The organism is Mucilaginibacter sp. NFR10 (assembly GCF_900100445.1).
GTDB classification, from domain to species: Bacteria; Bacteroidota; Bacteroidia; order Sphingobacteriales; family Sphingobacteriaceae; genus Mucilaginibacter; species Mucilaginibacter rubeus.
Genome location: NZ_FMTV01000002.1, coordinates 722208 through 743669 on the forward strand (window position 1 = coordinate 722208; position 21462 = coordinate 743669).

The following is a 21462-nucleotide window of genomic DNA, read 5'->3' on the forward strand; positions in this document are numbered from 1 at the left end:
GCTAAGTCTTAAAAATTCGCGTTAAATCCGATATTGAAGAATTTGGGGATCGGGTTCTGTCCGTTGTCAATGCCATACCTCAGTACACCCGCAAATGGTACTTCAGGGTTTAATCCGTCATATTTGGTAATGGTGAAGAGGTTTTGAGCAGATACGTAAATCCGCACTTTTGCCCGGCCGCCCAACGCTTTTTCAGGCACGGTGTAACCCAGTTGCAATAACTTATTGCGTACATAGGTGCCATCTTTGATAAAGAAACTGGAGTTTTTAGAGAAATTGCCGTTTGGATCACTCAAACTCAACACAGGATAACTGTTCGTGCTGCCCGGACCTGTCCAAAATTTATTTTCTTTACCGCTGATGAAGTTATACCCGTAGATGGGGTTCATCCTTACCAGGTAATCATCAGCTACCTTATTGCCAAAGGACCCATAAAATTCCATACGGAAATCAAAGCCATGGTAAGAAGCCTGAAGGTTTAAGCCCGATGATAATTTAGGATATGGATTTCCGATCGATGTCCGGTCGTTCAAATCAATGGTATTATCGCCGTTAACGTTCGCGTACATAAAATCGCCGGGCCTCGCATTAGGCTGCAATACAGTGCCGTTAGGGCTTTTATAGTTCTGTACGTCCTGGGCTGTTTGGAAAACACCGAGTACCTTATAACCGTAATAACCGCCTAAAATATCACCTGCAGCGGTTTTGGTCCTCCGGGTAGACTGAAATACGTCATTGGATATTTCGTCATACAGGATCTGTCCCTTCAGGTCAACCGCTTTGGAAATGAAATGCTGTACTGTAAGACCGATACCGAAAGAAACACCACCGATTTTGTCTTTATAATTGATGGCTGCTTCCCAACCGCTGGTACGCATGGTACCCACGTTAGTATAAACTGTTGGGATATATCCCTGCGGATAGCCCAGCGAGGGTTGTACCGGGAGGTAAAGCAACATATCTTTAGGCGAGCGCCAGTATTTATCAGCAGTTATGGATAATTTATTATTGAAGAAGTCCGCATCAAAGCCGATGGTCACGTCCTGTGTTGTTTCCCATTTGATATTTGGGTCTGGTACATTAGAGGGAACATAACCATAAACCCGGCTGTTTGCGCCATTGATATAATCTGATAAGCCCAGAGTACTTTCGTATGCGCCTGGCGAGCCTGGCAAATTGCCTCCCACACGGCCAAATGATCCGCGCAATTTGAGGTAGTTCAGCCATTTGATGTTCTTCATAAATGACTCGTTTGAAATCACATAAGCACCTGAAACGGTTGGAAAATAACCCCAGCGGTTGGCGGGTGATAACATTGATGAACCATCTGCCCGGAAAGAGCCGGCAATGAAATAGGTTTCATTAAAATCATAAGATACGCGGGCAAAGTAAGAGCTCATTTTACCGAAGGGCCCCGCGCCGGGTTGATGAGAGCCGGATCCGTCGGCAAGCGTTGCGCCGGCAGAAATGTAGTGATAAGGCTCCGCATCATAAGGAATATCCTGGCGGTACACGTAAGTGTTATTATACGTGTAATTATCGGCAGACTGGCCTATCAAAACGTTGTAATGATGTTTGTTGATACTACCAATATAATTGATCGTATTATCCAATTGCCAGCGGTAGTTGATCACCGAGTTTTGGGATGCGCCTGATATATCACTGCGGTCTTGCGGATCGATGTAATATTTAGGTTGGTAATTAGTCTGGTTTATCGAGTTATAAAAGCCGGAAATACTGCTTCTTAATGTCAGGCCTTTAATTGGTTTGATTTCAAGATAGGAGGAACCCTGTGTGCCGAATAATCGTGATTGGTTAAAATCACGGGCCATGGCAGCTAATGGATTATTGATATTATTAAAATTGGAACGCGTAAACTGGCTGTAAACCGGGTTATAGGCAGTGAAGCTCCAGCTCGGATTGGTTGCTGCATAAGCGTTAACAGCCGTTTGCGTCTCGGCAGCAGATCTGGTTGCCGCTACGTTGGGTGCAATAGACATGATGTTGAACAGGCTTGTGCCGCCACCGTCGCCATATCGCTCCATACGCGGTGCAAGGCTAACACCAAATTTAAATACTTTTGAAATTTCGTAATCGATGTTAAACCTGGTGGTGATTTTTTGATAGTCAGCAGTACCACGCTGTGCGGCAAAGTTGCTGGTTTGATCAAAATACCCGGCGCTTCCGTAAAAGGTGAGCCCGTTTTTTGATCCGGATGCGCTGACATTATAGTTATGTGTGTAAGCTTTTTTGGTTGCCTCATTCCACCAATCAGTATTAACACCTGTCACCGTTCCATTGGCCGGAAGGGTCTGGTTGTTATTAGCATAGATCTGGCGGTAATGGCTTACAAACTCGTCTGTCTGTGCAAGTTTCGGGTTCACCCAATAGTTCATGCCCGAAGTTCCGTTAAAATTGATCTGCGTTTTCTCTTTCCCTCTTTTTGTGGTAACCAGCAAAACACCGGCTCCGCCACGGGAACCATAAATAGCAGTAGCTGCCGCATCTTTCAGCACGTCGATCTTATCAATATCTGACGGGTTGATGTCATTAAGGCCGCCGAATGAGGTGATCACGCCGTCAACAACAATGAGCGGATCGCTGGACCCTGTGATTGTGGAGAAGCCCCTGATCAGCAGCTTCGGTTGCGCGCCGGGATTGCCGCCCCCCTGAAATACCTGCAGGCCGGGTACTTTACCTTGAATAGCATCTGCAACATTACTGGTGGTGGTAGGGGCAATGTCTTTAGTCCCGACAGAGGACACCGCTGTAGTTACGCTTTTGCGGGTAATGGTTTGGTATCCAATTACCACGGCCTCATTAAGCTGATTGTCGGCAGGGTTAAGTGTTACCTCATAAGTTTCTCTGTCATCCACCGGAACCTCTTTGGCCTGGAAACCAAGGTAGGAGAATACCAGTATGTCACCTTTGCTTGCTCTGATCTGGAACTGACCGGCTGCGTCGGTTACAGAACCGGTTTTTGTGCCCTTAAGCAAAATGCTTACGCCAATAAGCGTTTGATGCGTGTTATCTGTTACACGTCCTTTTAAGGCTTTGGTTTGGGCGAAAACCAGGCTGCAAAGTGGTAACAATAACACTAATGTTAGTGTAAATTTTGTTCTCATAATTGGGTTATTTTGGGTTATTAAGGATGACAAATCTAATGGCAATCGGATCGTTGAGTATAGACGATATGATGTAATACATGGATAATATTCTGATTGTTATTGCATTAAGCTGTTTTGCTCCTTATTGGATAATAAAAACCTATGCCTTTTTTCTGCCATTTGGAGCCATATGGCGTTATTTTATTCTTTTAGTTAAAAACGGAAGGCGGGCATTCATGAGTTTGGTTATTCTATATGGATAATTTTACTATTTAATTATAGGGTATGTCAGAGCCTTTCGAATGTGACATTGCTGATTAAAATGAATGCGTAGTGGCGCATTAAATTATAGGAAGGAGAAAATTGAAGGGAATGAAACAAATGTTAAATGATTTCAGTTCGTCCTGTTTGATAAAAAGCACAAAAGTTTGCCATAAATAGCCGAATCAGGGGTACTCATCAGGCTTGTTTCTTATAAAAGCCTGACCTTATTTTCGCAATGAACGTAAAGTGTTTTAACGTTCCGGCGATAGTGATATAGTCCATGTTTTTAATTTTTTCATCTATATAGAATGCCCTGTTATTAAATATTTTTGTGAATACCAATGTTGACCGACTAACAATTACAGATTGAAATCAATGAATATCAAATCCTGTCCATATCCAAAAAAATGGGGTAGGGCAGTATTTTAAAAGATAATAATTTAATGGATTTATGAAATTCAACCGTTCAGAAATTTTACTTTTAATGTCAGTATCCGGCATTGATAACGGCTGTGGCAAAACAGTATCTATTCGCCTTTTAACACAGCATGTCTGCATTCGCAAACATGTGTAACCCGCGATAGGATTTAAATAAATCAAATGAACACATATTCAGCAAGTTACAAAAAAGATGGTTTTGAAGGTCAGCGAGCGATCGTGATACCCAAAACTATATTACAGCGGTTTTGTGAGGGAAATGCGGCTATACAAGGAGCATTTATAACGGATATTGGATACTATCCCAAGGCAAAATTTCATCGCAGGGAGCGATATACAGGTGCGGGGCAAAATATCCTGATTTACTGCGTTGACGGAAAAGGGATGGTTAAGATAGGCACTCATACTTATGAGATCAAGCCCGGCGACTTTTTTGTTATTCCTCATGGTGTTAAGCACTTTTATGAAACAAATGAAACCAGCCCCTGGACAATTTACTGGTGCCACTTTAAAGGCCCGCAAGCGGATGCTATAACAGAGCAAATTTATGTAAGGGATCAGAGTTTCCGGTACAGCATCGAATTTGACGGTGATCGGATCGCCCTTTTTGACAAGCTTTACGTATTTTTAGAACAGGGGTACAGTACAGAAAATCTTACTTACGTCAATTTACTGTTGCTGCAATATTTAAGTTCTTTTTTGTTTAGGGACAAATATTATAAAACGAATTTAAACACACACTCCCAGCCGCAGGACAGATCTATTTTATTTATGCAGAAGAATCTGGATAAGACCCTAAGTTTAGCTGAGCTCGCGGCCTCGGTAAACCTATCGGTGAGTCATTATTCTGCATTATTTAAGAAAACCACAGGATTTTCTCCTATAGATTATTTTAATCATCTTAAAATACAAAAAGCCTGTCAGTACTTGCAGTTCACGGAATTGAGGATACGTGAAATAGCTTTTCGCATTGGCATCGACGACCCTCTTTATTTTTCAAGATTGTTTAACAGAACTATGGGATACGGCCCAAAAGAATACCGTAAAAGCCGATCTCCTTCCATTAAATAAGTACGTTTACCCGCTTTGGGCTGTATTTTTTAAAAATTATGCTTTCTTAACAAACTCTGATTTTAATGCCATAGCGCCAAACCCATCTATCTTACAATCAATGTTATGATCGCTGTCAACCAAACGGATGTTTTTAACCTTGGTCCCGGCTTTTATACTTTGAGAAGAACCACGTACCGGCAGGTTCTTTATGGTAACAACCGTATCCCCGTTCTGGAGAATATTTCCATTGCTATCCTTCACCACAAACAGATCTGAACTTACAGGATTATCTTGCGGGTTCCACTCGTGTCCGCATTCCGGACATATGAGCAGGTTATCCATTTCATAAGCATAGGGAGATTTACATATTGGGCAGGGGGCAAGTTCACTCATCTTTTGTAGTATTTGATTTCATCGGCAAAGATAAAATTTTAAAAGATTTGCATTCGGCCATGTTGTATACATTTTTTCCAGGCAAAACAATTGAAATAAGGAATCGGAAGACAGACCTGCCATACAGTAATCTATAGAAATAGTTTCGCCGAAACCCTGATATGTGAGATGCTATTTGCCAGTTTTAATATTGACTTAACTATATGACTTAATAGGGTTTCTTAAGATTTATTATTTAGAATTAGATTAAATAAATACTTTCGTGCAAAATTTAATCTGATGAAATCACATGTACCATTACACTTTATTACGACCTGTTTTTTATTATTATCCTGTTTTGCATCAGCTCAAAACGTGAAAATACAAGGTAGCGTCCGCGACTCCGTGTCTGGAGTGGCCTATCCCACAATCAAGTTGAAAACCGCGCAGATAAGTGGTGATGCCAAAGGGCGCTTCACTGCTTTTGTACCGGCAGGACAGCAACTGACAATAGAAATTTCTGCCGTCGGCTATCAGCCCATATTGGTATCACTTCCTGCTTTAACGCGCGACACGGCTATTAACTGGCGTTTACAGCAAGCCAGCCAGGCGCTTGGTGAGGTTGTAATTTCCGCAACCAGAAGACCGGAAAGCCCCAGGAATATTGTATCAACAGTGAGCATCGTTTCAAAAAAGAAACTCGATAATGAGATTGCTGTTAACCCGGACCTGACCAGCATCCTGGCAAACGAGGTACCCGGCTTTGCCCCGACAGCGCAATCGGGCAGTAATGTTGGTCAAAACTTAAGGGGGCGTCCCATGCTGGTTATGATTGATGGTGTGAGCCAGTCGTCACCACTCAGAAATGCTGAGGTGGACCTGCGGTCTATTGACCCGTCTGTATTGCAGCAAATTGAAGTCGTAAAAGGGGCAACGGCCATTTACGGTAATGGTGCCGCCGGCGGCCTGGTTAACTATGTAACATTGGTGCCTGATACTTCGGCAAAGTTTGCCGGTAAAACCGACGTTTATTTAAACGGCTCACTGGTGAAAGTACGTAATTCGGTAGGCGGTCGCATCAGTCAGATGTTTTATGGCAAAACAGGGAAATTTGATTATGTAGCAAGCGGCATGGCAGAAGAAACCGGAGAATACAAAGATGCCAGGGGCGATGTGGTTGGGCCCAACTACAGCCTTGGTGAAACAAACACCTATAATGCCTTTGCTAAACTGGGTTATCAGCCAACGCGTAACCAGCGGTTGCAATTGGTATATAACTATTATAGCAGCTTACAGAACAGCAACTTTACGCTGGTGAACGGCAACCTGGCTACAGGTCAGAAAGCTACCGGTGTACTTGGTAAACCGGCGGGCATTCCTACCGGGGCGGCTTACAATCACAACCTGCATTTATCTTACAAGGTTGACAATCTTTTCGCTCATACGAGCCTAAACGCGGACGCTTATTATGAAAAACGCCAGGATGTTTTTTATGTGTCCTTAGGTCGCTTTGATGGCGGCGATGGCCAGTCATTAGCACATAATGATAAAAAAGGCATACGATTATTCCTCCAAACTCCACTGGTCAGCCGTCCATCGCTGAACGCTAACCTGTCTTATGGTATAGATTTGCTGAAAGACAAAACCTCACAACCGCTGGTAGACGGCCATGTTTGGGTACCGACCATGGACATGACCAACCTGGCGCCATTTGCGCAAGCTGACTTAATGATCATTCGGGACCTGGTGTTCAAAACGGGGTTCCGGTATGAACGTGTTAACATTGATGTCGACAACTATCGTACATTACGCATCACCAATGCAAGCGGTGCTACGGTAACTCCATCATTTGATGTAACGGGCGGCGTATTGAAATATAATACCGCTTTGTTTAATGCCGGTTTAAAGTATAATCGTTTTCAACTGTTCAGCCCTTATATAAGCTTCTCCCAGGGTTTTTCTGTAATGGACATCGGTTTAGCTTTACGCGATGCCAGGGTGAACAGCATTAATAAGATCAATACCGATGCTGTTAAAGTGAATAATTATGAGGCGGGCTTTGAAAGCCGTTATCAAAACCTGGTATTTTCAGCTTCAGCCTATCAAAGCACCTCTAAGTTGGGAATTGAGGTATTATATGATCCGGCCACCGGCTTATTTAATACCGCGCGCAGTCCTGAAAAAATATACGGTTTTGAATTAGCTGCCAGTTACATGTTTAGCCGCCGGTTAACCATAGGCGGTAGTTACAGTTATACAGAAGGAAAAAGGGACGTTAATCAAAACGGGAAATACAATGACCCGCAAGATGCCTACCTGAATGGCAGGCGAATCTCTGCTCCTAAGATTACCGGTAATGTTATTTATTCACCAATCCGGGTGGTGGACATAACCCTGAATTATACAGGAATTGGCAACCGTAACCGTTTCGCAAAAAATGCTGCCGGTATCTACAATGGCAATGAAGGAGCTGTAAAAGCCTATAACCTGTTCAACGTGGCTGCCGGGTATAAAGTGAATAAGAATACCCGATTGAGCCTGGGCATTGAAAACCTGTTTAATGAAGACTATTTTCCGGCACGTGCACAATGGTTCATGCAACCGGGATTTTATTCAAAAGGCCGGGGCACGGCGTTTAACTTTGGTATATCAGTAAGGTATTAAAGACAGGCTGATCAGCACATCCATGATACAGGCAGTGAGTGCATATATCGTGGATGTGCTGTCCCTAACCGGATAACCGGGCATGCAGGGAAATGGCATATGAAAAGCACGTTTTCCTGAAAAGCAGCGATATATGCCTTCAGAAATTGAGCTTCGCCAACTTACGAGGCTTAAAAAAATGATTAAGAGGGCCGCAGCCCTCGCCGGTCTTTACATTCTGCCCTTCTTTGATGGCGATACTAACGTAACTCCCGGCCGAAGCAATGGCTTCGGTTATGGATTGCCCTCGTGCTATATAAGCTGCGATAGCTGAAGCCAGCGTGCAACCTGTTCCGTGTGTGTTTAAGGAGTTTATAAAAGGGTAAGCGAAAGTTTTTCTTACACCTTGCCGATCAGCATATACGTTGTAGAGTTCAAGCCCATCTAAGTGGCCGCCTTTTACAAGAACGGCCTGGCTACCTAAATCTAACAATGCTTCTGCCGCGTTTATCATATCATCAACATTGCCGGCATGTTTGCCCGTTAGTTGAGTTGTTTCATTCAGGTTTGGCGTGAGCAGGGTTACCATTGGAAAAAGTAGCTCCTTCATGGCAAGCAATGCTTCGTTATTTGCCAGTTGTTTTCCGCTGCTTGAGCTGATAACTGGGTCGAGGATGATGGGTAGCGGTTCGTATTTTTTTAAAGCATCGGCTACCGCCTGCACAGTTTCCGCATTTGGCAGCATCCCGATCTTCACTGCCAAAGGCCGGATATCGCTCATTACTGCGCTGATCTGATTTTGCACCATTGCCGGTGGAATAACGTGAATATCAGTTACTCCCAGGGTGTTTTGCGCGGTAATGGCAGTAATGGCTGAGGTGCCGTAACAACCCAGGGCGGCAAAGGTCTTCAAGTCGGCCTGAATGCCCGCACCGCCGCCGCTATCGGAGCCGGCAATGGTTAATACCGAACAATATTGATAATACTGCATAAGCGCGTTTTAAAAGTTAAAAGCGTTAATTCCTCCTTTTAAACTGAAGGCTGCTATCCCCGACAAAGACCTGGTTTGCTGAGCCGCTATTTTACTGCGTTGGCCGGTTTGGCAAATAAATACCAGCTTTTTACCGCTTGGAAAAATATTAGCGTGTTCTTCCAATTCATAAAGCGGGATATTTATTCCTCCTATATTTTCATCGTCAAATTCATAGGTTTCACGCACATCAACCAGGTAAATTTGGTCGGGTGTTTCCGCCCTCCATTTTTTAAAGGTGTCGGCGTCGATTTCATTTATAACTTTGTCACTTTCAACCGGCTGAGAAATGTTAACCGGGAGTGAAGGCGTTGCGGCAGAAATTTTGAAAATACTGATGCTGTTGTCAAGCGCATTCAGGGTTAACAGTTTGCCTGATAATAGCTCCCCAATACCGCAAATCAACTTAATGGCTTCGTTGGCCATATAAGTACCTATTATACCAGGTAACACGCCAATAACACCAATTTCGGCACAGTTGGGTACTTCATTTTCTGGTGGCGCTTCAGGAAATAGGTCACGATAGCCGGTGCCGCCCTGATGATTAAACACCGATACCTGTCCCTCAAATTTAAATATCGATCCGAATACCAGCGGTTTGCCAAGGGTGACGCAAGTATCATTCACCAGATAGCGGGTGGTAAAGTTATCAGAGCCATCTATCACCAAATCAAAGCCGGTTATCAGTTGTTGGGCGTTGGCAAGGGTAATCCTTTCTGTATATGTTATCAGCTCTACAAAAGGGTTAAGCTGGTTTAGTTTTTGCTTGGCTATCAAAGCCTTTGGCTGGCCAATATCAGCGGCAGCATATAATATTTGCCGGTGCAGGTTGCTGATATCAACCATGTCATCATCCACAATACCAATGGTGCCTACTCCGGCTGCTACCAGGTACTGCAAAATGGGGCAACCTAATCCGCCGGCACCTATCATCAACACCCGGGCTGCTTTTAGTTTTTCTTGTCCCTGCAGGCCCAACTCGGGCAATATCATCTGCCGGTTATACCGTTTCAATTCTTCACGCTCAAGCATATTCTTAGGTTAAACAGCTATCCCAATCTTTCCAAACCGCTTCATAGCCCTGTTGGGTAATTATCTTTGCAATCTCGGCCGGGCTGCGTTCATCCGAGATCTCGAACTGCTCCAGCGACTCAGGTTCAACAGCATATCCGCCCGGGTTGGTTTTTGAACCGGCGCTTATAGAGGTGATACCCAGCTTGATGATATTATTGCGAAAGTTGGCAGATTCGCGCGTAGATATCGAAAGTTCAACCTCTTCGTTAAACAAACGATAAGCGCAGATCAGTTGTACCAGTTCGCGGTCATTCATTTCTACCTTTGGCTCGAGGCCGCCGCTAAAAGGCCTTAACCTTGGGAACGAGAGGCTGTATTTAGTTTGCCAGTATTTTTTTTCGAGGTAGTTAAGGTGCATCGCGGTGAAAAAACAATCAGTGCGCCAGTCTTCCAAACCTATTAAAACGCCCAGTCCCATTTTATGGATCCCGGCCAGGCCCAACCTGTCGGGCGTTTCCACCCGGTATTTAAAGTTTGATTTTTTGCCTTTGGGGTGGTGTTTTTTGTAATCCTCTTTATGATAAGTTTCCTGGTATACCAGCACGGTATTGAGGCCATAAGGCGTTAGCTGTTGATAGTCTTCCAGATCCATCGGTTGCACCTCCATCGAGATATGGGCAAAATGAGGCCTGATCAGTTCGAGCACTTTTTTAAAATAATCAACATGCACATTCACGTTGTCCTCGCCGGTTACCAGTAATACATGCTCATAGCCCATCTCTTTAATAACGGCCACTTCCTGCATAATTTCCATTGGCGAAAGCGTTTTGCGTTTTACCTTGTTATCGTAACTAAAGCCGCAATAAGTACAGATGTTGCTGCATTCGTTGGATAGATAAAGCGGCACGTACATCTGCAGCACCTTGCCAAAACGTTTCAGGGTCAGGCGCTGGCTGATCCGCGCCATTTGCTCCAGGTAGGGCGCTGCAGCAGGTGATACCAGGGCCTTAAAATCCTCCAATGTTCGTTTATCTGCGGCCAGGGCGCGTTCAACATCCGCGCTGGTTTTAGCGTAGATGCTGGCCTTGGTATCATCCCAGTTATAGGTTTCAAAAATGTCGTTAAAACTACTCATCTAAAAAAGAAGTAAGTGGACTACTTGCCATAGCATGTGATACCGGTTGTGCCAGTTTTGCTTCAAAAGCCATCCGGCCGGCTTTAACGGCCAGTTTAAATGCTTCGGCCATTTGTACTGGATTACTTGATACCGCGATGGCGGTGTTTACCAGTACGGCGTCGGCGCCTATTTCAAGCGCTTTGGCTGCATCAGACGGAGCACCTATACCCGCATCAACAATAACGGGTACGCTGCTTTGGCTGATGATGATCTCTAAAAAATCGATGGTTTTAAGGCCCTTATTACTACCTATCGGCGATCCTAAAGGCATCACGGCCGCAGTACCCGCTTCTTCAAGCCTTTTACATAATACGGGGTCGGCATGGATATAGGGCAATACTATAAAACCCAGTTTCGCCAGTTCTTTGGTAGCTTTTAGGGTTTCTATAGGGTCGGGCATCAGGTATTTGGGATCGGGATGGATCTCCAGTTTTATCCAGTTGGTTTCCAGCGCCTCGCGGGCAAGTTGGGCGGCAAACACAGCCTCCTTAGCATTCCGCACACCTGAGGTATTAGGCAGCAGGTTAATATGCGGATATTTTAAACGCAGCAACAGATCGTCGTTGTCGTTGTTTTTTACATCAACACGCTTTAGGGCTACGGTTACCAGTTCAGAGCCTGAGGCCAGCAAAGCCTCCTCCATCATGGCAGGCGAGTTAAATTTGCCGGTGCCTGTAAATAAGCGCGACTGAAATGTTTTATCAGCGATGGTTAACATAGTGTTGATTTTAAGCTTCGTTAAACGAAGGTTGATTTAAATGATGGTATAATTCCGAAACCACTTGCCTGGCGTTGGTGGCGTGGGTGATGGCGCCGGACAGCGCAACACCATATACGCCGCTTTGTATGATCAGCGGTATATCGGCCGGCACAATGCCGCCGATAGCGATTACCGGGATACTCATATTTGCAAGACGCATCTGATCCATAATATCCCAATAACCGTCCAGCCCCAAAATAGGGCTCAGCTTTTGTTTGGTAGTTGTAAAACGGTAAGGGCCAAGGCCGATATAGTCGGCGCCCTCGGCAACGCGCTGTTTTACATGCGCAAATGTATTGGCCGTACCACCGATGATCATATCATGGCCAACAATCTGACGGGCCTGTTGTATGGGCATATCCTGTAAACCCAGGTGCAGCCCGTGGGCACCCGCCTTTTTTGCAATTTCAGGATGGTCGTTCACTATTAATCTGGCACCGTACCCGTCACAAAGTTTAACGGCCTCGATGGCATATTGCAGAATGATGTCTTCGGGCTGATCTTTAACCCTCAACTGTATCCATTTACAGCCCGCATCCAAAGCCGCTTTGATAGCGCTAAGGTGCGTGCCATTTTGAGATTGTTGAGAGATATAATGCAGTTTATCAATCATGGATTTAATTGTTCGGTTTGTTTTTTAATGCTTATAAAATTGGAAACAGCCTGCTTGGGATCTTGCCAGATAGCACCCAAAACCGCCGCTCCGTCAAAATTCATTTTTTTTAGCAGGTTTAAATTGGTTATATCCACGCCGCCAAGCGCTATTATTTTTGGTCCGGACTTATTACGGTCTAAACAAAAACCGGCAGGCAGCATGCTTTGATAACCTGGCTTGGATATGCTGTTGAACACCGGGCTTAAAAATGTGTACTCAAAATGTTTTAGTGAGGATGTGGCGCTAACATCATGTATCGAAGTACTCAATCGGTAACCCTGATTAAGCTGAATATTTAAATCCAGGTGGTCGCTTTTGATACGATCCTTTTCGGGATAATGTAAATAGTGCATCTCAAAAACTTTGGCCAGCCTATGATGCTGATGACAAACTATAGCATGATGATAGGCCTGGTCAATCTGAGTAATCAGATTGGTACATTGATCGAGATTCCAATCCGGTTTGCGCAGATGGAAGCGCTGTAACCCGGCCCCGAACAAGCGATTGATTATTTGTGCTTCATCCGTCACAGTATCCGGGGCCGATATCACGATCAATTCCATTACAGGTATATTTCGCTGCCTTTTTCGGCAAACTCTTTTGATTTTTGTTCCATGCCACGGGTTAGGGCGTCGGCTTCGTTAACACCATTCTCTTTGGCAAAGTCGCGCACATCCTGGGTTATTTTCATCGAGCAGAAGTTTGGCCCGCACATCGAGCAAAAGTGCGCGATCTTGGCTCCCTCGGCAGGCAGGGTTTCATCATGAAATTCTTTAGCCGTATCCGGATCCAACGACAGGTTAAACTGATCTTCCCACCTGAACTCGAAACGTGCCTTGCTCAACGCATTGTCGCGATACTGCGCACCGGGATGACCTTTGGCTAAATCGGCAGCATGGGCAGCAATTTTGTACGTGATCACGCCGTCTTTAACATCTTTTTTGTTGGGCAAACCCAGGTGTTCTTTAGGGGTCACATAGCACAACATAGCGGTACCGAACCAACCGATCATGGCAGCGCCGATAGCCGAAGTAATATGATCATAACCCGGAGCGATATCGGTAGTTAACGGACCTAAAGTGTAAAAAGGCGCTTCAGAACAATGCTTTAATTGTTTCTCCATGTTCTCTTTGATGAGGTGCATGGGTACGTGGCCGGGGCCTTCAATAATGGTTTGCACATCGTGCTTCCAGGCTATTTTGGTCAGCTCGCCCAGGGTTTCCAGCTCGCCAAACTGCGCGGCATCGTTGGCATCGGCAATACAGCCGGGGCGCAAGCCATCGCCCAGCGAGAAGGCGACATCATACGCTTTCATGATCTCGCAGATCTCTTCAAAATGCGTATATAAGAAATTCTCTTTATGATGGGCCAGGCACCATTTGGCCATGATAGAACCACCGCGCGATACGATGCCCGTAATACGTTTGGCCGTTAAAGGCACATAGCGCAGTAAAACGCCAGCATGAATGGTGAAATAATCAACACCCTGCTCTGCCTGTTCTATCAACGTATCCCTGAACAGTTCCCAGGTAAGGTCTTCGGCTTTGCCGTTCACTTTTTCGAGCGCCTGGTAAATAGGCACGGTACCTATGGGTACAGGTGTGTTGCGGATGATCCATTCGCGGGTTTCGTGAATGTTTTTACCTGTCGAGAGGTCCATAATGGTATCGGCGCCCCAGCGGCATGCCCAAACGGCTTTTTCTACTTCTTCTTCAATACTCGAGGTAACTGCCGAGTTGCCAATATTGGCGTTGATCTTAACCAAAAAATTACGGCCAATGATCATCGGTTCACTTTCGGGGTGATTGATATTTGATGGGATAACTGCGCGACCGGCGGCTACCTCTTGTCGTACAAATTCGGGCGTAATGTAACCTTTAGGTGTGTTGGCGCCAAAGCTATGGCCCTGGTGCTGTTGGCTCATTATATCATATTGCCCGTTCAACTGTTCTTTCAGCAGATCGATGCGTTGGTTTTCGCGTATGGCGATGTATTCCATTTCGGGCGTGATAATGCCCTTTTTGGCGTAATGCAGTTGCGACACATTCATGCCTGCTTTGGCGCGGAAAGGTTTACTTTGGTAGCCAAAACGTAAATGATCAAGCTCTTTACTGTTTAAGCGTTCGCGGCCATATGCTGATGATATGCTATCCAGCAGCTCGACATCACCACGCGAAGTGATCCATTTTTCGCGCAGGCGGGGTAAACCTTTTTTAACATCGATGGCTATGTTTGGATCGGTATAAGGGCCGCTGGTATCGTAAACAGTTACCGGGGCGTTGGGCTCGGTTTCGCCAAAACGGCCATGTAGTTTGGTGTCGTTCAGGCTTATTTCGCGCATGGCCACGTCAATGTCGTGCAATTGTCCTTTAACGTAAATCTTACGCGACGCCGGAAACGGTGTTTGCGTGATGGCTTGTGCTGTAGGTGTTTTTTCTGTTTTCATAAAAGGCTATTGGGTGTTTATCCTCCCTGGGTGGCTTTAATAATGATGATTTTATCGCCCCGATTGAGCTTGTGGTTTTCCCATTGGGTTTTGGGAACAATAGCTTCGTTGATGGCAATGGCCAGCCCCCGGTCAGGGTGCTGCAAGACATCAGCGAGCAAAGCCCGCACATTGCAGTTATCAGGCACAATAAAATTTTGTTGATTAACGGTTACTTCCATTACGTTGCATTAAAATTTCAACTGTAGGAATGTCCCCGTATTAGGAAAGAAAAAACAACACCAATAGTGTCGTCGTCACTTTTCCCTTCGCCAGCATTACCCGGATCAGGTTCAAAGGGTATTATCTCAGTCCGTCAGGACACCCCTAAAGTTGCAGTAAAGCTAAAGGAATAAAATTGATTAATCCAAATCAATTTTATGTTAAGACTATCTGGTTACTGCTGATGATAATTTGTTTTAACGTGTAAGTGTATTGAATATCAAGTGATTGAATTGTGTTAATGCTGACGAAAATAATTTGAAAGCATCAGGCAAATTATCGTCAGCTTAACTCAAAATCCATAAAATAATAAACTACTCTCAACCTGATGTCAAATAATTGTTAATCGGCAAAATCGGGCCGGTCAATAAAAATAAGTGTCTTATCTTAGCTGCAACTGAGTATGAACGCATTAGTTGATTTAATACAAATCTATGGGCTGTGGCTGGTATTTTTGATCACTCTTTTACAGAGTGTTGGATTGCCGCTGCCTGCATTTGCAGTATTGATTGTAACTACTGCTGTAACGCCTGCAACCGAAGCTAATATCATCATACTCATTTTAACCGGATCACTGGGTACCTTAGCAGGCGACCTTATATTATATTTTGCCGGGAAGAGATACGGAACAGGGATCCTTGGGAAATTATGTAAAATTTCTATGTCACCGGATACCTGTGTTCGCAGTACCGGCGATATTTTTGAACGCTACGGCGCCCCTGCGTTAACCATTGTTAAATTTATTCCGGGGCTGTCAACACTGGCACCTGTTGTTGCCGGAGTTTATGCAATGCGGGTGACATTATTTGTGTTTTTTTCATCTATCGCAGCACTTATCTATCTCGGCGCGGCGGTGACGCTGGGTGCAGTTTTTCGGCACCAGGTTGATGGCTTGATCGCTGCATTAAGTCATTATGGCACGATGGGCGGTTTATTTGTCGTCGTGTTGTTCGGTTTATACCTTTTGTTCAAATGGCTGCGTCGTTATCGCCTTATCAGGCAGTTTGAAACGGATAGGTTAACTGTGAATGATTTGATAGAACTGATTGACGGAGAATCGAACCCTGTGATACTTGATGCACGTCCGATAGATCAGCGCACAAGAAATGGATTTATACCGGGCTCAGTTCCCATAGACGAAAACAGTTTTAATGATATTGCCGACCGATATGCCGGGCATAAGGAGATTGTTATTTACTGTTCGTGCCCCAATGAAATAACCGCTGCAAGATATGCCGAGAAATTGCGTAAAGTTGGCCTGAAGCGCATCCGGCCTTTAGTAGGAGGGATTGATGCATGGGCCCAATCAGGCCAGCAGGTTACATTTCTTTGAAGCCTATTCAAATTCAATTGTTTAATGTAGAGACGCATCATATGCGTCTTCCGCATACAGATGCCTGATGTTCATGAACTGCTAAGCAGCCTGGCCTATGGGAGAAGCATGTGATGCGTCTCTACATAAAAGCAATATCAGCGCTTGTTGCAAACGACCGCAAGATTAAAGCAATAAGCCCCCGCTAAATCTCCCCCGGAAGGGGAGACTTTTTTGATCTGCATTTTTTTAAGCCCTCCCTTCCGGGGAGGGTTTGGGTGGGGTTTTTACCCATTCCCCACACGCTGCATTTCATCGGTTGCTCCGTTGTCGCGCTTGGCCGTTTTGAAGGTTTTGCCGAACCGATAAGTGAACGCAAGCACTACTACGCGACTATCGCGTTTAATTTTAAAATATTCGGTAGCGTTAGGGAACTGCGTTAAGCCTTCCATGGCGTTGGTATAGAATATATCGCGCATGCTCAACTTCAGGGTCGCCTTCTTTTTAAGTACCGACATGCCCAGCCCTGCCGAGAGTTGCCCGGTAGGGTATAGCCGTTCCTGCACGTCATTGCGGGCGCGGGTGGTATAAAAGCCCGATACCTCGCCTGTAAAACGTTTGCTAATGGTGAACTGGTTGCTGGCGTTGAGGTTAAGCTGGTTAATATCTGATGTGTAATGATTGCCGTTAAAACCGCTCAGCTTTTTGTAATTGTACAGCGCCTGTGCTGTTAGCGTCCACCAGTTGGTGGGGGAGGCCGTGATAGCTTCGGATATGCCGATGATATACGTGCGCCCCACGTTGCCCTGTGTATACAGCAAAATGCCCGCAAGGGTAGGGTCGCTCAAAAAGATCTGCGAAAAGTAGTTGTTGATATTGCTGTAAGATACCGTGGTGGTGAGCAGGTTTTTGTATTGATGGCTCAGCTCCAGGTTCCAGCTGTATTGGGGTAAAATATAAGGGTTGCCCGTTTGATAAGTGTACTTGTTAATGATAAAATAAAATGGGTTAAGCGTTTGGTAAACCGGGCGGTCAATGCGGCGGCTTACCGTTAAAGTAAAGCTATTTGCAGTATCGGCCTGGTAACTGAAATAGCCGCTGGGAAAAAAGCTGCCGTAGTTGCGCGAAAAGGCCGAATCTTTTTGCAGCACATTACCCAGTTGATGGGCGTGATAATCGGTATGCTCATAACGTAAGCCTACCTGATAGGAAATGGCCTTATGCTTGCGCTCCCATTGCGTGTAAACCGCGTGGATGTTCTCACTGTAAAGGAAATGGTTACTGCGGGTCAGGTCATCAGTCCATTGGCCCGCATTGAGGTTTTGGTAACCGGCGGAGTTATCGGTACTGCTGTGTGCCGATTTCCAGCCCGCCTGAAATTGGCCATCGCTGTCGGTTTTAAGCGTATAGTCGGCTTTGCCAGTGAATATGTTGATGGTGGTGGGGATGTTGGCGCGTGTAGATTCGTTATAACCGCCGGTGGTTTGCAGGCGGTTGTTGAAATTCTGGTCGCTGGTAATGTTGTAGTGCAGCCAGTCGGCATCAGCGCTGATGTCCTGGTTTTTGCTGATGGCATGGCGGAGGCTCAGGCTCACCTGGCCGTTTTTAAACCGGCTGTTATTGGCGTTATCGGTAGCGATGACCGAATCTGCCGCACCACTGGAGTTGAGCCAGCGCGCCGAAGCCGTATTGTTACCCTCGCGGTGGATCATGGTTCCGCCAAGCACAATGCCAACCGTGGCTTTAGGCGAAACTTCATAGTCCAGCCCCGCTTTGGCCGTATTGTTCAGCAGTGTGCCGGTGAAGTGCGATGGCTGGTCCAGCGTTGCGGTGGTCGCCCCGTCGGCGCCGGTGTATTTGCGCAGCGCGTACAGGTTGGTAAGGTATTTTTGCCGGCTGATATTGTAATTAAAGAAAGTGCTGACGCGCCCGGCGCGGTAATTGAGCGTGAGCGTGTTATTGGTTTTGAAGTAAACACCCTGCGCCGCCGTGGCCGTAACCGACCCGTTGAAACCCTTTTGCCGGTTCTTTTTGGTTTTAATGTTGATGATCCCCGCATTGCCGCTGGCATCATACCTGGCCGTAGGGTTGGCAATCAGCTCAATCTGCGCCACCTGGGTGGAGCTCATGCTGCTGAGCAGGTTGTTGAGGTCGGCGCCGGAGAGGTAGGTAGGCTTGCCGTCTATCATCACCAGCACCCCGGGCTTGCCCTGTAAAGCAATGCCGCCATTACGGTCGACCATTACCCCCGGCGATTTCTCCAATACCTCCAGTACCGTGGCCCCCACATTCGTAACCGAAGCATCAACGTTTACGATCACCTTTCCCTGCTTCACCTCTACCGGCGGCGTTTTGGCAGTGATGTTCACCTCTTTCAGTACAGTACTCAGGGCTTGTATGCGGATGGTATCCTGCTTAATATTCTCCGCAATGGTATAGCTGCGGGTGGTTTGGGGCTGATATCCCGTATAAGTTACCGAGAAGCTGAATGCTCCCTGCGCAATGTTCTGAAACCTGGCCTGGCCGCGGGCGTTAGTTACGATCATACTGGCCTGTTTGTTTGCCTGTATCAGTTTAACGGTAGCACCATCGGCGGGCTGGGCGTTTTCTTTAACAACTATCAGCGTAAACTGCTGTGCAAAGCCGCCCAGGGGTAACAGGGCCAGTAGAAAGAGTAAAAGTGTACGGGTCATTCAGTCAATCCTAATAATCCCGTAAGATAATCAGGGTTAGGCTGATGTTTGCAATTTAAGGTGCGAAAATATGGGTGAAAATCACTTTTTTACTTTGAAAGTCACTGGTATGCCGCATCTAAACCCAACCCTGCATACCCGCGCCAGGTTGGGAAACTATCAACATTAACGCCTTACGCGGTTTAAATTAAAGGCAACCAGGTATTCGTACACTGGCTCGGGGGCGAAACGATCCGACGGTATCACTGTTTGTGCCTTCATCACCTGGTTCAATTGCGTTTTTACCAGGGCAAAAGTCGCTTTTAACAGTTCGGGCAGTACGCTTGTCGCTACTGTGGGATAGTACTGTTTCTCAAAAGCTTTTTTCTCAGCGGCGGTAGCCATTTGTACCTCCCAATGCTCATCGGGTTTAAAACCATTCTCCAAAGCGGTATTACCCAGGTCATAAATATATTCGCTGGCTTTGTAGTGTGCTGTTTGTTTATCGGTCATTCTGATATTTATTGTATGAGGATTTATCTTGTTTATTGTTGCAATGGTTAATTAAGCCTTAGCTCGCTTTAGCGACTTTGACAGCGGTAGGCCCTTTTTGCCCCTGTTCTATTTCAAAGGTAACTTTGTCATTTTCTTTGATGGCAAAAGAAGCCGCGTTGACATGAACAAAAATGCTTTCCTGGGTTTGCAGATCTTTAATGAAACCGAACCCTTTAGATTCATTAAAGAATGTTACTGTGCCTTTTCTTACAATTTCTACTTCAACTTCCTCCTGTTTTGGCGTACCGATGAGGATGTCCTGCGCCAATACCTTTTTCCGGTTACCGGGATCTTGTGGCACGGAGGTAATGTTGCCGTTTGCGTCAACATAGGCCAGCATATCTTCAAAACCCTGTCCTTTAACAGCGTTGGCTTTACGATCTTCGGCCTTTTCTTTTTTGTCCTGTTGTTTTTTGAGCTTTTTCTTTTCGCGCTCTTTCTTGTTAAATGTTTCGGTGGATCTACCCATGTTTTTGATTAAGTGTAACAAAAAAGCATCCCCCCGGATGGGAGGATGCTTTTAAAATGATGATATAGTGATTAAGCTATTTTTACATTTACTGCATTCGGACCTTTACGGCCTTCTTCAACGTCATAACTAACGGCGCTGTTCTCACGAACATTGTCAATCAGACCTGTTGAATGAACGAAGATTTCGCTGCCACCATTGTTAGGTGTGATAAATCCGAAACCTTTGGCTTCATTAAAAAATTTTACTGTTCCTTGTTGCATTATATTGTTGTTAATAAGTGTGCAATATAACTTTAATTATTGGTATATTTTACTTTTCGTAAAATTATTTAACATTTATTTAATTGATTGCTGCCGAAAAGGGCCTGGAGCGTTGTTTAATGGATGTTTTTGAGTCTTCTTTAGTTTTTAAAAAACTTGGTGTGCATTTTGATAAATGGTGTGCATAGCCGGCATGCTGCTCTTTTGGCTTTGCATCTCTTGTTGTGATCATTGCAACCGTGAAGTTGGTGTAAATAAAACTTTATTTACCTGAACACGGGGCCATAAGCATGGGCGCTTGCGGCAGCGTGAGAGGACACTTGCGGCAGCCGAGCGTGTACTTTGAGAGTCACGAGTATGCAACCGCTCTTTGTCGGCGACGCACACTCGTGCCTGATTGGGTTGGAATTTGCTTTAGTAAGGTGGCGGTACCTTTTGGAAATCAGGTTGATATAGAGCAGAATTCTGTTAGCCTTATGGCGTTTATTTCTCAGCCCTTCTTCCCGTAGTAATGCCCACACGGTTCCAGGCATTCATAGCAATAATTGCCATCATAACCTCGGTAGTGTACTGTTGGCCAAGTAGTTCAATAGCAGTGTCATATACTTTATCAGATACATGCTTGCCTGCTATCAAAGTCATCTCTTCGGCCAGGGCTAATATGGCCTGTTCTTCTTTTGAAAAAAAGTTAGTTTCCCGCCATACAGGTAACAAAATAATGCGTTGCGCACTCTCGCCTAAAGCGATGGCATCCTTACTATGTTTATCAATACAATAAGCACATCCGTTTAATTGGGAAACCCGTATTTTTATCATTTCCCAGTGCAGTTTTGATAGCGAAGATGTTGCCAGGTATCGCTCTAATCCCATCATCGCGTCAAATGCCTTTGCGTCGGCATCCTTTAAAAATTTGCGTTTATACATATTTGTTGTTAAAATATTATGCTCGTTTAATGATAAATCAATTTCCA

18 protein-coding genes and 1 riboswitch are annotated in these 21462 nt (G+C 45.3%); of the genes, 3 read left to right on the plus strand and 15 right to left on the minus strand.

Features of this window, described 5'->3' with window-relative positions:
* Positions 1-8: 8 nt before the first annotated feature.
* Positions 9-3125 carry a SusC/RagA family TonB-linked outer membrane protein gene (locus tag BLP33_RS10855; RefSeq protein WP_090527492.1) on the minus strand — a complete coding sequence of 1039 codons (3117 nt, stop codon included), beginning with the start codon at positions 3123-3125 and terminating at the stop codon, positions 9-11.
* Positions 3126-3971: 846 nt separating this feature from the next.
* On the opposite strand from BLP33_RS10855, the gene BLP33_RS10860 reads away from it, so the two are divergent.
* Positions 3972-4880 carry an AraC family transcriptional regulator gene (locus BLP33_RS10860; protein ID WP_090527495.1) on the plus strand — a complete coding sequence of 303 codons (909 nt, stop codon included), beginning with the start codon at positions 3972-3974 and terminating at the stop codon, positions 4878-4880.
* 36 nt (positions 4881-4916) lie between these two features.
* Here the strand turns inward: BLP33_RS10860 and BLP33_RS10865 are convergent, their stop codons facing one another.
* Positions 4917-5255, minus strand: coding sequence for a zinc ribbon domain-containing protein YjdM (locus tag BLP33_RS10865; RefSeq protein ID WP_090527498.1), 339 nt, complete (start codon positions 5253-5255; stop codon positions 4917-4919).
* A gap of 354 nt (positions 5256-5609) precedes the next feature.
* On the opposite strand from BLP33_RS10865, the gene BLP33_RS10870 reads away from it, so the two are divergent.
* Positions 5610-7898, plus strand: coding sequence for a TonB-dependent receptor (locus BLP33_RS10870; RefSeq protein WP_175489991.1), 2289 nt, complete (start codon positions 5610-5612; stop codon positions 7896-7898).
* A 139-nt stretch (positions 7899-8037) separates the two neighbouring features.
* Here the strand turns inward: BLP33_RS10870 and thiD are convergent, their stop codons facing one another.
* The 8 genes from thiD to thiS are packed head-to-tail and all read right to left on the minus strand — an operon-like array spanning position 8038 to position 15180.
* Positions 8038-8868, minus strand: a complete 831-nt coding sequence (thiD, locus tag BLP33_RS10875) for a bifunctional hydroxymethylpyrimidine kinase/phosphomethylpyrimidine kinase (RefSeq protein ID WP_090527506.1) — start codon at positions 8866-8868, stop codon at positions 8038-8040.
* 9 nt (positions 8869-8877) lie between these two features.
* Positions 8878-9939, minus strand: coding sequence for a HesA/MoeB/ThiF family protein (gene moeB, locus BLP33_RS10880; protein ID WP_090527510.1), 1062 nt, complete (start codon positions 9937-9939; stop codon positions 8878-8880).
* Between the two features lie 4 nt (positions 9940-9943).
* Positions 9944-11056 (minus strand): 2-iminoacetate synthase ThiH, encoded by a 1113-nt coding sequence (thiH, locus tag BLP33_RS10885; RefSeq protein ID WP_090527512.1) that lies wholly within the window; start codon positions 11054-11056, stop codon positions 9944-9946.
* Entirely contained in the window at positions 11049-11816 is a 768-nt protein-coding gene (locus tag BLP33_RS10890) for a thiazole synthase (RefSeq protein ID WP_090527516.1), read from the minus strand. Before BLP33_RS10890 ends, thiH begins: the two co-directional genes overlap by 8 nt.
* A 10-nt stretch (positions 11817-11826) precedes the next feature.
* A complete protein-coding gene (locus BLP33_RS10895) occupies positions 11827-12471 on the minus strand; it encodes a thiamine phosphate synthase (protein ID WP_090527519.1) in 645 nt (214 codons plus the stop codon).
* Positions 12468-13076, minus strand: coding sequence for a thiamine phosphate synthase (locus BLP33_RS10900; RefSeq protein WP_090527522.1), 609 nt, complete (start codon positions 13074-13076; stop codon positions 12468-12470). Before BLP33_RS10900 ends, BLP33_RS10895 begins: the two co-directional genes overlap by 4 nt.
* Entirely contained in the window at positions 13076-14959 is a 1884-nt protein-coding gene (gene thiC / locus BLP33_RS10905) for a phosphomethylpyrimidine synthase ThiC (RefSeq protein WP_090527525.1), read from the minus strand. Before thiC ends, BLP33_RS10900 begins: the two co-directional genes overlap by 1 nt.
* A gap of 17 nt (positions 14960-14976) precedes the next feature.
* Positions 14977-15180 (minus strand): sulfur carrier protein ThiS, encoded by a 204-nt coding sequence (gene thiS / locus BLP33_RS10910; protein ID WP_090527528.1) that lies wholly within the window; start codon positions 15178-15180, stop codon positions 14977-14979.
* A gap of 65 nt (positions 15181-15245) precedes the next feature.
* A riboswitch (TPP riboswitch) is annotated at positions 15246-15337 on the minus strand.
* Positions 15338-15623: 286 nt separating this feature from the next.
* On the opposite strand from thiS, the gene BLP33_RS10915 reads away from it, so the two are divergent.
* On the plus strand, positions 15624-16553 hold the full coding sequence (locus BLP33_RS10915; RefSeq protein WP_090527531.1) for a rhodanese-like domain-containing protein: 930 nt from the start codon (positions 15624-15626) through the stop codon (positions 16551-16553).
* A gap of 266 nt (positions 16554-16819) precedes the next feature.
* Here BLP33_RS10915 and BLP33_RS10920 read toward each other — a convergent pair whose 3' ends face one another.
* From BLP33_RS10920 to BLP33_RS10940, 5 genes are all read right to left on the minus strand, one after another.
* Complete coding sequence (locus BLP33_RS10920) at positions 16820-19225, minus strand: outer membrane beta-barrel protein (RefSeq protein WP_090527535.1); 2406 nt, start codon at positions 19223-19225, stop codon at positions 16820-16822.
* 165 nt (positions 19226-19390) lie between these two features.
* The gene (locus BLP33_RS10925; RefSeq protein ID WP_090527538.1) at positions 19391-19717 is read right to left on the minus strand and encodes a hypothetical protein; all 327 of its coding nucleotides are present in this window, start codon (positions 19715-19717) and stop codon (positions 19391-19393) included.
* Positions 19718-19775: 58 nt separating this feature from the next.
* Positions 19776-20228 (minus strand): cold-shock protein, encoded by a 453-nt coding sequence (locus BLP33_RS10930; RefSeq protein WP_090527541.1) that lies wholly within the window; start codon positions 20226-20228, stop codon positions 19776-19778.
* A gap of 71 nt (positions 20229-20299) precedes the next feature.
* Complete coding sequence (locus tag BLP33_RS10935) at positions 20300-20491, minus strand: cold-shock protein (RefSeq protein WP_090527544.1); 192 nt, start codon at positions 20489-20491, stop codon at positions 20300-20302.
* Positions 20492-20974: 483 nt separating this feature from the next.
* Positions 20975-21415 carry a carboxymuconolactone decarboxylase family protein gene (locus tag BLP33_RS10940; protein WP_090527709.1) on the minus strand — a complete coding sequence of 147 codons (441 nt, stop codon included), beginning with the start codon at positions 21413-21415 and terminating at the stop codon, positions 20975-20977.
* Between the last annotated feature and the right edge of the window lie 47 nt (positions 21416-21462).